Origin of the sequence: Microbacterium sp. Leaf320 (genome assembly GCF_001423485.1) — a bacterium.
Lineage (GTDB): Bacteria > Actinomycetota > Actinomycetes > Actinomycetales > Microbacteriaceae > Microbacterium.
Window position 1 is genome coordinate 244,647 of record NZ_LMOD01000003.1, and the last position, 13,500, is coordinate 258,146.

General features: G+C 68.3%; 18 protein-coding genes and 1 tRNA gene. 8 read left to right on the forward strand and 11 right to left on the reverse strand.

Features of this window, described 5'->3' with window-relative positions:
* Positions 1–7: 7 nt before the first annotated feature.
* The gene (locus ASF63_RS11010; protein WP_056513643.1) at positions 8–1,147 is read right to left on the reverse strand and encodes a Gfo/Idh/MocA family protein; all 1,140 of its coding nucleotides are present in this window, start codon (positions 1,145–1,147) and stop codon (positions 8–10) included.
* Positions 1,147–1,953 (reverse strand): sugar phosphate isomerase/epimerase family protein, encoded by an 807-nt coding sequence (locus tag ASF63_RS11015; protein WP_056513645.1) that lies wholly within the window; start codon positions 1,951–1,953, stop codon positions 1,147–1,149. The genes ASF63_RS11010 and ASF63_RS11015 overlap by 1 nt, the downstream gene beginning before the upstream one ends.
* A gap of 110 nt (positions 1,954–2,063) precedes the next feature.
* On the opposite strand from ASF63_RS11015, the gene ASF63_RS11020 reads away from it, so the two are divergent.
* From ASF63_RS11020 to ASF63_RS11030, 3 genes are read left to right on the forward strand one after another with little or no spacing between them, the layout of a single operon-like run.
* On the forward strand, positions 2,064–2,699 hold the full coding sequence (locus ASF63_RS11020) for a TetR/AcrR family transcriptional regulator (RefSeq protein ID WP_056513648.1): 636 nt from the start codon (positions 2,064–2,066) through the stop codon (positions 2,697–2,699).
* Between the two features lie 9 nt (positions 2,700–2,708).
* Positions 2,709–3,338 carry a DUF4166 domain-containing protein gene (locus ASF63_RS11025; protein WP_056513651.1) on the forward strand — a complete coding sequence of 210 codons (630 nt, stop codon included), beginning with the start codon at positions 2,709–2,711 and terminating at the stop codon, positions 3,336–3,338.
* Positions 3,335–4,321 (forward strand): epimerase, encoded by a 987-nt coding sequence (locus ASF63_RS11030; RefSeq protein ID WP_082478072.1) that lies wholly within the window; start codon positions 3,335–3,337, stop codon positions 4,319–4,321. Before ASF63_RS11025 ends, ASF63_RS11030 begins: the two co-directional genes overlap by 4 nt.
* Here the strand turns inward: ASF63_RS11030 and ASF63_RS11035 are convergent.
* From ASF63_RS11035 to ASF63_RS11045, 3 genes are all read right to left on the reverse strand, one after another.
* Positions 4,318–4,716 (reverse strand): PLDc N-terminal domain-containing protein, encoded by a 399-nt coding sequence (locus tag ASF63_RS11035; RefSeq protein WP_056513654.1) that lies wholly within the window; start codon positions 4,714–4,716, stop codon positions 4,318–4,320. The two genes, ASF63_RS11030 and ASF63_RS11035, sit on opposite strands and share 4 nt — an antisense overlap.
* A gap of 38 nt (positions 4,717–4,754) precedes the next feature.
* Positions 4,755–5,684, reverse strand: coding sequence for an aldo/keto reductase (locus ASF63_RS11040; RefSeq protein ID WP_056513656.1), 930 nt, complete (start codon positions 5,682–5,684; stop codon positions 4,755–4,757).
* A gap of 69 nt (positions 5,685–5,753) precedes the next feature.
* Complete coding sequence (locus ASF63_RS11045; RefSeq protein WP_235560772.1) at positions 5,754–5,978, reverse strand: hypothetical protein; 225 nt, start codon at positions 5,976–5,978, stop codon at positions 5,754–5,756.
* A gap of 94 nt (positions 5,979–6,072) precedes the next feature.
* On the opposite strand from ASF63_RS11045, the gene ASF63_RS11050 reads away from it, so the two are divergent.
* Genes ASF63_RS11050 through ASF63_RS11060 form a run of 3 tightly spaced genes read left to right on the forward strand, consistent with a single transcriptional unit; the run spans position 6,073 to position 7,552 of the window.
* Positions 6,073–6,450, forward strand: coding sequence for a helix-turn-helix domain-containing protein (locus tag ASF63_RS11050; protein WP_235560773.1), 378 nt, complete (start codon positions 6,073–6,075; stop codon positions 6,448–6,450).
* 23 nt (positions 6,451–6,473) lie between these two features.
* Positions 6,474–6,914, forward strand: coding sequence for an ImmA/IrrE family metallo-endopeptidase (locus ASF63_RS11055; protein ID WP_082478074.1), 441 nt, complete (start codon positions 6,474–6,476; stop codon positions 6,912–6,914).
* 35 nt (positions 6,915–6,949) lie between these two features.
* Positions 6,950–7,552 (forward strand): GNAT family N-acetyltransferase, encoded by a 603-nt coding sequence (locus ASF63_RS11060; protein ID WP_056513663.1) that lies wholly within the window; start codon positions 6,950–6,952, stop codon positions 7,550–7,552.
* A gap of 22 nt (positions 7,553–7,574) precedes the next feature.
* Here ASF63_RS11060 and ASF63_RS11065 read toward each other — a convergent pair whose 3' ends face one another.
* On the reverse strand, positions 7,575–7,805 hold the full coding sequence (locus tag ASF63_RS11065) for a hypothetical protein (RefSeq protein ID WP_235560774.1): 231 nt from the start codon (positions 7,803–7,805) through the stop codon (positions 7,575–7,577).
* A gap of 78 nt (positions 7,806–7,883) precedes the next feature.
* Between ASF63_RS11065 and ASF63_RS11070 the strand changes: the two genes are divergently transcribed.
* Positions 7,884–8,495 carry a flavodoxin family protein gene (locus ASF63_RS11070; RefSeq protein ID WP_056513666.1) on the forward strand — a complete coding sequence of 204 codons (612 nt, stop codon included), beginning with the start codon at positions 7,884–7,886 and terminating at the stop codon, positions 8,493–8,495.
* 1 nt (position 8,496) lies between these two features.
* Here ASF63_RS11070 and ASF63_RS11075 read toward each other — a convergent pair whose 3' ends face one another.
* Both ASF63_RS11075 and ASF63_RS11080 read right to left on the reverse strand, forming a co-directional pair.
* Positions 8,497–8,829 (reverse strand): hypothetical protein, encoded by a 333-nt coding sequence (locus tag ASF63_RS11075; RefSeq protein WP_056513669.1) that lies wholly within the window; start codon positions 8,827–8,829, stop codon positions 8,497–8,499.
* A gap of 49 nt (positions 8,830–8,878) precedes the next feature.
* On the reverse strand, positions 8,879–9,901 hold the full coding sequence (locus tag ASF63_RS11080) for a hypothetical protein (RefSeq protein ID WP_056513672.1): 1,023 nt from the start codon (positions 9,899–9,901) through the stop codon (positions 8,879–8,881).
* Between the two features lie 72 nt (positions 9,902–9,973).
* On the opposite strand from ASF63_RS11080, the gene pgi reads away from it, so the two are divergent.
* Positions 9,974–11,653: a glucose-6-phosphate isomerase gene (gene pgi, locus ASF63_RS11085; RefSeq protein WP_056513675.1), complete on the forward strand. Its 1,680-nt coding sequence runs from the start codon at positions 9,974–9,976 to the stop codon at positions 11,651–11,653.
* Between the two features lie 173 nt (positions 11,654–11,826).
* On the opposite strand, the gene ASF63_RS11090 is transcribed toward pgi, so the two are convergent.
* From ASF63_RS11090 to ASF63_RS11100, 3 genes are all read right to left on the reverse strand, one after another.
* Positions 11,827–11,899: transfer RNA gene (locus ASF63_RS11090), tRNA-Ala, on the reverse strand.
* Positions 11,900–11,948: 49 nt separating this feature from the next.
* Entirely contained in the window at positions 11,949–12,794 is an 846-nt protein-coding gene (locus ASF63_RS11095; protein WP_056513678.1) for a hypothetical protein, read from the reverse strand.
* An 80-nt stretch (positions 12,795–12,874) separates the two neighbouring features.
* Positions 12,875–13,486: a GNAT family N-acetyltransferase gene (locus ASF63_RS11100; protein ID WP_056312505.1), complete on the reverse strand. Its 612-nt coding sequence runs from the start codon at positions 13,484–13,486 to the stop codon at positions 12,875–12,877.
* Positions 13,487–13,500 lie beyond the last annotated feature (14 nt).

Here is a 13,500-nt window from a genome sequence, read left to right on the forward strand (position 1 = left end):
GCGTCCCTCAGAGAGTCGACTCGAACGGGTCGAAGCCGGCGTCGATCGCGCCGACCTCGTCGAGCGTGCTCTCGACCTTCACGAAGCTGCGGGACTCTGCCGCCTCCTCGATCGACAGAAGCGTGTCGAGTACGTGGTACCCGAACTCGCCGGTGGCGACGTGCGGGCGGCCCGCAGCGATCGAGCGCGCCATGTCGAGCAGTCCGACGCCGCGACCCGAGAGCACACCCTCCTGCTCGACGTCGACGACGTCCTGCACGGTCGGCTCCGGCGGCACGAAGACCCGCGACAGCGGACGAGTGATCGTGATGGGCCCGCCGAACGTGTTCGGATCGGGGATCACGATCGTGCCCTCGGTGCCGGTGATCTCGACGATGCCCTGACGCAGCAGCGGCGAGTCGGTGCTGTACAGGCTCTGCGCCTGTCCGCCCTGCTCGAAGTCCATGAGCACGCTCAAGGTCGACGGGATCTCGACGGGGAACTCCTGACCTGCGAGCTCGCCGACCTGCACCGTGCGCGTCGGTGTGCCCTGAAGCCCGAGGGCCGCGACGGCCGCGACGGGACCGAACACGTGCACGAGCGCCGACACGTAGTACGGACCCATGTCGAGCAGGGGTCCCGCGCCCTTGGCGTACAGGAACGCGGGGTTCGGGTGGAAGATCTCCGGCCCCTGCCACTGGAAGGTGGTCTGGGCGAAGAGCGGACGACCGATGTCGCCGCGCGCGATCGCTCGCTTCACGGTCTGCACGCCGGGCCCGAGGACCGTGTCAGGCGCGACACCGACGCGGAGCCCCGCGGCATCCGCCTTCTGCAGCAGACGCAGCGACTCGTCACGGCGCACACCGATCGGCTTCTCGGTCCAGACGTGCTTGCCCGCGGCGATGATCGCCTCGGACACCTCGACGTGGACGGCCGGGATCGTCAGGTTCACGACGATGTCGATCTCGGGGTCGTTCAGCACCGCATCGACGCCACCCGCACGCGGGACGCCGTACTTCTCGGCCTGCGCCTTCGCTCGGTCCACGAGCAGGTCGCCGATGGCGAGCACCCGCACATCGGGGAACGTGGTGAGGTTCGACAGGTACTGGTCGCTGATGTTGCCCGCGCCGATGATGCCGACGCCGACGGGTCCGTTGCCGATGGCCATCAGCCGGCCACCTTCTCGTCGAGGTAGACGCGGCTGCGCTCGATCGCGGCCCACAGGTCACCCTCGTAGTGGTCGAACTCGACGATCGCGAGCTCGAGGGCCGGAGCCGCGCCGATGGCCTCGACGAGCGGGACCGCACCCTCGCCCGCAGGCACCTGGTCGGCCGGCGGGTAGGCGGCGAGAAGAGCGGGATCGAGCGTGCCGTCCTTGGCGTGCACCGCGATCACGCGGCCGCCGAGGCGCTGCAGCAGTGCGACCGGATCGACACCTCCGCGGGCCACCCAGTACAGGTCGACCTCGAGCACGACGCGCTCGTCGAGCAGGCCGGCGAGCACTTCGAGTCCGGTGACGCCGCCGAACACGGCCTCGAGCTCATGGGCGTGGTTGTGGTAGCCGACGCGCACGCCGACGCTCGCGCCGACGGCGGCGGCCTCGTTGAGCAGTCGAGCCGTCTCCTCGATCTGCTCGATCGACTCCCAGCGGGCCGGCTCGGTGTACGGGTCGATGACGGTGCCCATGCCGAGCACCTTGGCCGCGGCGAAGACCTCGGCGGGCGACGGCACAGGCAGGGTGGTGCCACTGCCGTCGGGGTTCACGAACGACTGCGACGCGAGAAAAGCGTGGCCGGAGGGCGCGGTGAGGCCCGCGCTCTTGAGGGCGTCTGCCATCGGCTGCGCTCGGCGCACGAAGTCATAGGGCTCCACGGCGGTGAAGCCCCGGGCGGCGACCTCTTTCAGGGAGCCCTCGAGGTCGGCCTCCAACTGGTCCTTGATCGTGAACAGCTGGATGGAAGTCTGGATCGTCACTGGTCTCTCCTTCAGTCATCGGCGACGTGCGGGCTCATCGACCCGTCTGTCCGAGCACGTTACCACCAAATACCTCCGCGCGGAAGTTTTCGTTTCGCTACACTCGTCCCATGACCGACGACCGCCCCGCCGCAGCCGACGCCGACGAGGACCGCCCCCGTCCGCGGGGCGCGTACGCGAAAGGGATCGCCCGCCGCCAGGAGATCCTCGACCGAGCGATCGAGGTCTTCGCCGCTCGCGGGGCCGACCGCACGAGCCTGCGCGCGATCGCGAGCGCCGTCGGCGTCACGCACTCCGCCCTGACCCACTACTTCGGCTCTCTCGAAGAGCTGCTCGTGGCGGTCTACCAGGAGAGCAACGCCCCTGGGCGCCAGCCCTCGGAGCGCCTGCTGCCGGATGCGACCCCGGTCGAGCTCATGATCGAGTCCGCCCGCACCAACCGCGCCGTACCCGGTCTCGTGCAGCTGTACTCGACTCTGGTGTCGGCCGCGCTGGAAGAGGGCCACCCCGCAGCACGCGATTTCGCCACGACGCGATTCTCCCGTCTGCGTGCAGACATGGCCGACGTCGTGCGACGCCAGCAGGAGAGCGGACGCATGCGCGACGACGTGGATGCCGATGCCGTCGCCGCACTCATCGTGGCGGCATCCGACGGCCTGCAGACGCAGTGGCTGCTCGACGACTCGGCGCCCCAGCAGGAGGCGCTGGCGTTGCTCGATCGACTGCTGCGCCCCGCCGCTCGATAGGGTGAAGGGGTGACAGCAGCGGACACCGCACAGGGGTCGCCCTACGAGCGGGCTCTCGGCGAGCGCATCTCCGACCTCCACCCGAAGACGGCCTGGTACTTCCGCACGATCCCCGACGGCCACGTCGGTGTCGGGACCGGTGTGTTCACGAGCGCGGGTTCGCAGCATCGGTGGCTGTGGCCCGTTTTCCGCATCGCGGAGGCGCTCGGCGTCGCGTTCGCCGGATGGGAGCAGGACGTCCCGTTCCGGATCGAGAACCGCACGATCGACGGGACGGCCGTGGCCGTGCGGCATTTCGAGCTCCCCGGGCGCACGTGGGTGATGCCCGATGTCGTCTCCCTCGGTGCGAACCGGATCCTGCGCAACGAGATCGGCCCTCACCGCACGGTCGTGACGACCTTCGACATCGACGTCCGCGACGGAGCGGTCGTGCTCACCATCCGCCGGGTCGGGATGCGGTTCGGACGTCTTCGCATCGCCGCCCCGCGTTTCCTGCGTCCGCGCATCGGCCTCGTCGAGCGCTGGGACGAAGACCGCGAGCGGCACCACGTGAACATGACGATCGATGCTCCCCTGCTCGGTCGCGTGTACGAGTACACCGGATTCTTCGAATACGCGATCGAGAGCGAGACCCCGTGACGGATGCCACTCACTCCGCCGAGGGCCCCGTCGTGATCGGCGGATCCACCGGCTTCATGGGCCAGTACCTGATCCCTCGCCTCAGCGCGGCAGGGCGCGAGGTGATCACGATCTCGCGTTCGGGAGCCGACATCGCATGGGGCGACCAGGATGCGATCGACCGTGCCGTGGACGGCTCGTCGCTGGTCATCGGCCTCGCCGGCAAGAGCGTGAACTGCCGGTACACCGCCGAGAACCGCGCGGCCATCTTCCGTTCGCGACTCGACACCACCTCGTCACTCAGCTCCGCGATCGCGAAGGCGACGAACCCGCCGCCGCTGTGGGTGAACTCGTCGACCGCGACGATCTACCGCCACGCAGAGGACCGCCCGATGACCGAGTCGTCCGGCGACCTCGGCACCGGGTTCTCCGTCGAGGTGGCGAAGGCGTGGGAACGCGCGCTGTTCGCCGACGACCTGCCGCACACCCGGCGGGTCGCACTGCGAAGCGCCATCGTTCTCGGGCACGGAGGCGTGCTCGGACCCCTGAAGAACCTGGCCCGCCTCGGCCTCGGCGGCGCCCAGCACGACGGTCCGTGGCCTGTGAGCCGCGCGCGGCGGGCCGCCGGCACGGGGCACCTCCCCGGCGCACGGCGGGGTGCGCAGCGGTTCAGCTGGGTGCATGTCGAAGACGTCGCACGCATCATCGACTTCCTCGAGGCGACTCCGTCTCTCGAGGGACCGGTCAACGCCGCCTCTCCGAACCCGTCCGACAACGCGGAGTTCATGGCCACCGTGCGCCGAGTGCTCGGCGTGGGCTTCGGACCTCCGATGCCTCGCTGGATGCTCGAGCTCGGCGCCATCGGCATCCGCACCGAGACCGAGCTGATCCTGAAGAGCCGATGGGTGATCCCCGAGAAGCTCACACTCGCCGGCTTCGAGTTCGCCTACCCGAAGCTCGAAGACGCCATTCGGGAGTCCTTCGACGTCGCGGCGGCCGCTTAGCCCGCAGCAGACTCCGACCCCGCGGGCGAGTCTCCGCCCTCGCGACGACGCTTCTCGATCTCCTGGCGTAGACGCCATTCCTCGATCTCCCGGTCGAGGTCGGCGATCTGCTGCTCGGTGCTCCGGGTGTCGACCGGCGCAGCGGCGGGCCGCTGGTCCGGCTGACGCGTCGCCGGTCGGGCGGCCGGACGCATGCGCGGGATGCGCAGGCCCGCCTCCGAGTACTCCCGGCCGATCACGAACCACAGCAGGCTGCCGATCAGCGGCAGCAGGATGACGATGATGATCCACGCCCTCTTGGGCAGGAATCTCACCTGCGCGTCGTCGCGCTTGATGATGTCCACGAGCGCGCCGACCATCAGCGCGATGACGAGGATCGAGAACAGGAACGGCATGAGTTCAGGGTAGACGACGAGCGCGCGTCGTGCCCGGACTACGGGAGCAGGTGACCGGCCGCCCTGAAGAGCTCGTACCACTCGGCGCGGGTGAGTTCGATCTCGGCCCCTGCCGCGGCATCGCGCACCCGCTCGGGCGTCGTCGTGCCCAGCACGACCTGCATCTTGGCGGGATGCCGCGTGATCCAGGCCGTGGCGATCGCGATCGAGGCGACCCCGTACGACGCGGCGAGACGGTCTATCACCGCGTTGAGCTCGGCGTACTCGGGGTTGCCGAGGAAGACCCCGGTGAAGAATCCGCCCTGGAACGGCGACCAGGCCTGGATCGTGATGCCGTTGATACGGCAGTACTCGACGATTCCGCCGCCGTCGCGGACGATGCTCTGGTCTTCGCCCACCATGTTGGCGGCGACGGGCTGGGCGATGATCGGCGCGTGAGTGATCGACAGCTGCAGCTGGTTGGCGATGAGCGGCTGCGTCACGGCCGTGCGGAGCAGATCGATCTGTCGCGGCGTGTGATTCGAGACGCCGAACGAGCGCACCTTGCCCGCGGCTTCGAGCTCGTCGAACGCCCTGGCGACCTCCTCCGGCTCGACGAGGGCATCAGGACGGTGCAGCAGCAGGACGTCGATGTGATCGGTGCGCAGCGCCCTCAGGGATCCTTCGACCTGGCGGATGATGTGCTCGTATGAGAAATCGAACGAGCCCTCCGCGGGGTTGATGCCGCATTTGGTCTGCAGCACGATCTCCTCGCGCTCGGCCGGACTCAGTTCGAGCGCATCGGCGAAACGCGCCTCGCAGAAGTGCATGCTCCCGCCGTAGATGTCGGCGTGATCGAAGAAGTCGATCCCCGCGGTGCGCGCAGTGTCGTACAGCTCGCGGATCTGCGCCGCATCCTTGTCATCGATGCGCATCATTCCGGCGACGACAGCGGGGGCGGTGGCGGATCCGAACGGCACAGTCTTCATACCGACACGCTACTGCGGGGGGCGCTCACGACGCGAGGCGCGCGGGCATCTCCGATCGATCGGCTGCTGTCACGTTTCCGCGGACCGTGGCAAGAGCCGCGCGACGTCGATCGAGAGGGCGTCGGCGATCTCGGCCAGGTCCGTGACCGTGAAGTCGAGCTGCGTCGCCAACTGCTTCTGCAGCACGTGCAAGGCGATCCCCGTCTGTTGGGAGAGCCAGGGGATTGTTCGGCCCGCACCCACGAGTTCGGATCTCACGGTCAGTGCCACCGCTCGTCGCAGATCTGTCGTCACTTGTAGACAGTAACGCCACACATGATGCGCGGCAAGGCCTCCACGCACCAGTATGACGGCATCCTGGCTTCATCCCGGTGCTATCGTGACTCACGTGAAGACACCGGGCGAGCAGTTCAACGCGGCCGTCGGGCGCCAGCTCCGCGGTGAGATCGGCATCGCAGGCAGCAGCATCGCGGCGATGGCGCGCGAGATCGGCATCGCCCGGAGCGCCCTCGACAACTACGTCACGGGCAAACGGTCCATTCCGATCCCGGTGCTCTACGCCGTCAGCGCGTCTCTCGATCTCGAGCCGCACCTCGTCCTCAGCCGCGCCGAGGAACGACTGCGCGCCGAGGGCGGTCTCCACACCGCGACCGTCACGCCTCTCCGCCCCCGCACCGATGTCCGCGGCCGGCGCGAAGATGAGGCCGAGGTGGCATTCGAATCGCCCCTCGCACACGACGACGACACCGACGATCTCTACGACTGACGATCCGACGAGGAGGAGACCTCATGGAGAACCTCCTCCGTCTGCTCGAAGAGAACGGGCTGCACCTGGTCGAGCGCTCCGGCCGCACGTATGGCGGCTACGAGCCGCGCACCGCCACGATCCGAGTGACCCCGGGGCTGAGCCTGCGGGCGACGTGCAGCGTGCTCGCGCATGAGCTCGCGCACGCGATGCTCGGCCATACCGCGACGGCGGATGCCGCCGCGCGCGATCGCCAGGAGCGACGCGCCGACGAGTGGGCAGCACGCCTGCTGATCACCCCCGCGGCGTACGCCGCGGCAGAGCAGGCCCGAGGCCCGCACCCCGCGAGCCTCGCCTTCGACCTGGGTGTGACGGTCGAGATCGTGATCGCCTACCAGCGGCTGCTCCGGAGGGTCGGCGACGCCACCTACGTCGGGGCGCGGATGGGCAGAGGTCAGTGGGAGCATCGGCTGCCGAGCCCCTGACACTCCCCCGGTCTCGCCGCTGGTTGAATGACAGCATGACGTTCCGCATCGCGCCTGCCCCGATCACCCTCACCGGACGCCTCGTCGAGCTCCGCCCGCTCGAGACCTCCCACCACGACGGGCTCCTCGACGCCCTTCTCGAAGGAGACCTGTGGAAGAACGCGTGGTACACGTCCGTTCCGTCACCCGAGGGACTCGCCGCCGAGATCGATCGCCGGATCGGCCTCATCGACAGCGGCGGGATGATCCCCTTCACCGCGTTCGACTCGTCCGGCCGCATCCTCGGCCTGACGTCGTTCTACGACATCGACGAGGATGCTCCCCGGCTGCACATCGGGTACACGTGGAATCGTCCGTCCGCGCACGGCACCGGCACGAATGCGGAGTCGAAGCTGCTGCTGCTCCGCCACGCGTTCGAGGAACTCGGGGTCTTCCGTGTGGGACTGACCACGCAGTGGATGAACTTCCAGTCGCGAGCCGCGATCGAGAGGCTCGGAGCGAAACAGGACGGCGTCATGCGCGCGATGAGCCGCTACCGCAACGGTGCGCTGCGCGACAGCGTCGAGTACTCGATCATCGAGCCCGAATGGCCCGCGGTGAAGGCGAACCTCGAGATGAGACTCGTCAAGCGGAGCTGAGAGTTCCGGCGGGCGGCGCCGACTACTCGGTGGGGTTGCCCGACCAGTTGTCCTTGCGGCGGGTGGCCGACCCGCGCTGGCGCATCATGAAAGCCAGCGACAGGCTGGTGATGAGGAGCCCGGCGACGAAGACGATCGCCTGGAAGTCCTCCAGCGACTGAGCGAACCCCATGAGCCAGATGCCTCCGAGGAAGAGGATCATGAAGAAGATGAAGCTGAGGATCACGGGGTCTCCTGTCGTAACGGCCGTCATCCAGGATACCGTCTAGCGCAGACGCCCCGGTGACGGAACCCCCTGGGGGATCCGCGGCGATGGTGGTTTCGTGCAGACATGACAGCACAACTGACCGCCCTTGCCATCTCCTGCACTCTGAAGCCCTCCCCCGCGGACTCGAGCACCGACCTGCTCGGGTCGCAGATCCTCGCCGCCCTCGGCGAGCACGGGGTCTCGGGAGAGATCGTACGAGCCGTCGATCACGTGATCAGCCCCGGTGTCGAGGCCGACATGGGCGGGGACGACCAGTGGCCGACGCTGCGCGAGAAGGTGCACGCCGCCGACATCCTCGTGTTCCTCACCCCGACCTGGATGGGGCAGCACTCGAGCGTCGCTCAGCGCGTGCTCGAACGGCTCGATGCCGAGCTGAGCGAGACGGATGACGCGGGCAGGCCGATCCTGTTCGACAAGGTCGCGATCGCCGGCGTCGTCGGCAATGAGGACGGCGCGCACCATATCGCCGCGATCCTGTTCCAGTCGCTGAACGACATCGGCTACTCGGTGCCCGCACAGGGGTCGGTCTACTGGAACGGCGAGGCGATGCAGACCGTCGACTACAAGGATCTCGACGAGACGCCCGAGAAGGTCGCCGACGCCACGACCACGGCCGCCCGCAACGCCGCGCAGCTCGCCCGACTGCTCAAGGCCGACGGGTATCCGGCCGAGTGACTCAGGCGCGCGGCGTGCTTCCGTTCGCGACCGAAGGTTCGACGTAGTCGTCGATCACGAGCTCACCGGTCGCGTTGAGGGAGCGCATCATGTCCTCGATGCGATGCTTCTCGACGGGCAGCGACTCCGCCGACGTGAAGAGGAACTGCAGCGGGATCGCCGGGTGGATCCACACGGTCAGTCGACCGGTGTCGCCGCCCTCACGCGGGTGCCAGGTCATCATGAAGCTCTCCTGGCGGCGCAGCTTCGTCCCCACGATGACCTTGAGGTGCGCGAGCGTCTCGTCGTCGATCAGTATCGGCTCCGATGTGCCGTCATACCGCAGTCTTCCCATGAAAGAAACCGTACCTCGTGCGCGCACTCCCGCGTACACGCGCGCGGGGTCACCGGGCTCTGCGGAACGTCACGACCTCGTCGCGACGAGATCGCTCCGCGGTGAGCCCCGCGATCTCGAGCCGACGGAACACGCGACGGGGCAGCGCGGGGAGCTCCGCCGTGCGGCCTGCCGGGGGCTTCGCAAGCCCGACGATGAGGAAGAGGTCGGCGCCGGGGCCTTCGACCTCCACCCGCGCGTAATCGCTGCGCATCCGCCAGACGAGCGTCTCGAGCTCGGAGAAGGGGATGCGATGGCGCGACGACCCGACACGGACCCTCAGCTCGTCGTTGCCGAACGCGAGCGTGCACCACAGGGTCCGCCGTCGCAGCGTCGCCCTGAGCAGGAGATACACCGGAAGCCCGACGACGACGCCCATGACGATGATCGCAATACGGGGGCCCATGTCCATCACGGCGTCGTCGAACGCGATCAGCAGTGCGGTTCCCGCGAGGCCGACGACCACGACGACCACGACGACCCCGAGGGTCAGCGAGCGCATCCGCAGGTCGAGCGCCGGGAACTCGACACGTGATCCGTCGCCGCCGTCCTCCCGCTGCCATTCCGGTGGCGTGGGCGCCGGCCGCTTCGCGTCCCGACGCCCGAACAGATCCGTGATCCGTGAGAGCAGTCCGAGCCAGATCCATGCGGTAGCAGGAGCCGCCGCGATCTGCAGCACCACGATCACCGCCCGCGCGCCTTCCGGAAGGCCTTCGAGAAGGTCGTCGCCGCCGAACTCGATGACGAAGACCATGAGCGCGGTCAGCACCGCTGCCACGCCGAGCTCCAGCACGACGCCGTTGCGCGCGGGTCGCATCTCCATGGTCGCGTTCACGAAGGAGAATGCGAGGCTCCACCCTCCGATGAGCATCAGGAGGAAAGAGAAGAAGCCCAGATCGTCGCCCGCGAGCGTCCAGCCGATCGCGGCGGCGAGCAGGACGAGCCCGACGATCAGCGGATATCGCACGAATCGGCGGGTGACGGTCGCCCTGATCCGCCGGTCTGCGGTGGTCTCGGGGGCCGTGTCGGTCATCGCAGCAATCCTAGAGCGAGCCCGCGCGTCATCACGGGCTCATCGGGTCGCCCGCCGCAGTACCGTGGATCCATGACCGCTCCTGTTGATCCGACACTCACTCCCGCCTGGTCCGAGCTCGCAGCGCTGCGCGAGTCGATCAGCGCCGATCTGCGCGGGTGGTTCGCCGCCGACGCCCACCGCGCCGAGCGATTCTCTTTCCCGCTCGCCGATCTGCACGTCGACCTGTCGAAGAACCTCGTCACCGACGAGGTCCTCGCAGCGCTGGTGCACCTCGCAGAGCAGACCGGCGTGGCCGAGCGCTACGCGGCGATGCTCGAGGGGGCACACCTCAACACGTCCGAGGACCGCGCCGTGCTGCACACGGCGCTCCGCCGCCCGGCAGGGGCCTCCGCCGAGCTGGTCGTCGACGGCCAGAACGTGGATGCCGACGTGCAGTCGGTGCTCGACGCACTGAGCACGTTCGCGACGCGGGTCCGCGCGGGTGAGTGGCTCGGGATCACCGGCAAGAAGGTCACCCACGTCGTCAACATCGGCATCGGCGGCTCCGACCTCGGTCCTGTGATGGTCTATGAAGCACTGAAGCCTTATGCGGACGCCGGTATCGAAGCGCGATTCGTATCGAACATCGACCCCACCGACCTCGCCCATAAGACCGCAGACCTCGACCCCGAGACCACGCTCTTCATCGTCGCGTCGAAGACCTTCACCACCCTCGAGACGCTCACCAACGCCCGCCTGGCGCGTGACTGGCTGTGGGCTGGCCTCGCAGCATCCGGTGCCATCTCCGACGATGACGACGCCCGCACCGACGCCGTCGCGCACCACTTCGTGGCCGTGTCGACCGCGCTCGACAAGGTCGCCGCGTTCGGCATCGACCCCGCCAACGCGTTCGGGTTCTGGGACTGGGTGGGCGGTCGCTACTCGGTCGACTCCGCGATCGGCCTGTCGCTCGCGATCGCTCTCGGCCCCGACGCGTTCCGCGACCTGCTGTCAGGCTTCCACGCGGTCGACGAGCATGTGCGCACGACTCCGCTCGAGCGCAACGTGCCCGTGCTGATGGGCCTGCTCAACGTCTGGTACGTGAACTTCCACGGCGCACAGTCGCACGCCGTGCTGCCCTACGCGCAGCAGTTGAATCGCTTCCCCGCGTACCTGCAGCAGCTCACGATGGAGTCCAACGGCAAGTCCGTCCGCTGGGACGGCACGCCCGTCACGACAGACACGGGCGAGGTCTTCTGGGGAGAGCCGGGCACCAACGGCCAGCACGCGTTCTACCAGCTCATCCACCAGGGCACCCGGCTCATCCCCGCCGACTTCATCGCCTTCGTGAACCCCGCGTATCCGCTCACCGACGGCGGCCAGGACGTGCACGAGCTGTTCCTCGCGAACTTCCTCGCCCAGACGAAGGCACTCGCGTTCGGCAAGACCACCGAGGAGGTCGAGGCCGAGGGCACCACGGGTGCTCTCATCGCGGCCCGCACGTTCGCCGGCAACCGACCGACGACATCGATCTTCGCGCCCGCCCTGACACCGCAGGTGCTCGGCCAGCTCATCGCCCTCTACGAGCACATCACGTTCACCCAGGGCACGATCTGGGGCATCAACTCGTTCGACCAGTGGGGTGTCGAGCTCGGCAAGCAGCTCGCGATGCAGATCGCCCCCGCGATCGGCGGCGACGAGTCGGCCATCGAGGCGCAGGATGCGTCGACCAGGGCCCTCCTCGAGTACTACCGGGCGAACCGCAAGTAGGCGAGCCGCAGACGAAGAAAGCCCCTCCGTGCTTGCGCTCGGAGGGGCTTTCTTCGTCTGTGGACCTAAGGGGACTCCGCCATCCTCGCTTCGCTGCGGTGGCTCCCCGAATCACTCAGCCGTATAGACGAAGAAGCCCCTCCGTGCTTCGCTCGGAGGGGCTTCTTCGTCTGTGGACCTAAGGGGATTCGAACCCCTGACCTCCTCGATGCGAACGAGGCGCGCTACCAACTGCGCCATAGGCCCTGACGTCTTCTACGCTATCACGCCGGAAGAGGTGCCCGTGTCGCTGAGATCAGCCTGCTGCCCGCTTCGCGAGCAGGTCACGCACGTGCGCCTCGATCTCGGCGTCGTCCACGTAACCCATCTTCGCGAAGGGCGACGCGGCTGCCGGGATCTGCACGGGCGTCGCTGGTGCCATCCGCTCGGCGCGTTCACGCAGCTCCGCGAGGCGAGCGGCAGTGCGACGCTCCTCCTGCGCATCCATCTCGGCCCGCGCGACCTGCGCGCGCGACCCCGCCACCGAGACCAACGGCTCGGGAAGCGGACGAGGCGTCCAGGTGGCACGGCCCTGATCGTGCAGCTTCGGTTCGACGCGGGCGACCGGCTGCTCGACGGGAGCGACCCGTCTGCGAGCGGCACGTGCAGCGACCGACGCCATGCGCTGAAGAGCGAATCCGGCGGCCAGCACTGTCGCGCCACCGAGCCAGAGAAGAAGTTGAGCCTGGGCCGCGATGAGCTGCCACACGCCGAGTCCCGTGAGAGCGAGCCCCAGGAGAAGTGCAGAGGTCGCGACGATGCGCACCCGTCGGCGCGCACGCGCCTGGCGGACGACCGGATCGGCCCTGGCGGCCGCGAGCTCCTCGCGGAGAAGCGTGAGCTCGGCGGCCTCTTTCTCGGACTGCACCCGCTTCGCGAGCTTCTGCTGTGCCAGGGCCGTTCGAGCGTTCAGCTCGAGGCGCACCTCGCCGGGCGTCTCGCTGGTCTCGGCCAGCACGCGCAGAGCCTGGTTCAGGCGGACGGCGTTGCGCTCGGCGGCGTCGTACTGGAAACGACCGCGCCACGAGGGCAGCAGATAGAGCATCCACAGGAGCACGGCGACGAGGACTATCACTCCCCCGCTCAGCACCGGCCCGTCCATGTCGACAACGGTACGGGAACATCGCTGTTCACGCGGCTCAGTCCGGGCGTGTGTCGCGACGAGTTCGGCGTGTCGCGCCCTCAGATCGCGAGTCGGTCCGACGGAGGGATCGTCGCGGCATCCGGGGGGACCTGACCGTTGAGCCATCGCGCCAGCACGCCCTGGGGAACATCCTCCCGCGTGAGCGCGAACGCGTAGTGGTCGCGCCAGTCCCCGTCGATGTGGATGTAGCGCCGACGAAGCCCCTCATAGCGGAAGCCGAGCTTCTGCACGACGCGCAGACTCGCCGCATTCTCGGGTCGGATGCAGATCTCCATCCGATGCAGCGCGTACTCGGTGAAGCATGCGTCCGTGGCCAGCGCGACCGCCGTCGGCGTGATGCCCTTGCCCGCGAATCGCTCGCTCACCCAGTAGCCGATGGTCGCCGAGCAGAGCGATCCCCTGGCCACTCCCCACACGTTGAGCTGGCCGGCGACCTCCCCGTCGTACTCCATGACGAACGGGTACCCCTGACCGTCACGGTACTGCTGAAGCAGACGGCGGATGCTGAGCCGCATGTCGAACGACACTGATCCGTACGGGACGGTGGCCTCCCACGGCTGCAGCCACGAGCGGTTGCTCAGCAGCTCATGCTGCAGCGGCCTGGCATCACGAGACCGCACGAGACGCAGCTCGATCGGACCGTGCCTCATTCCCGTCGCCTGAT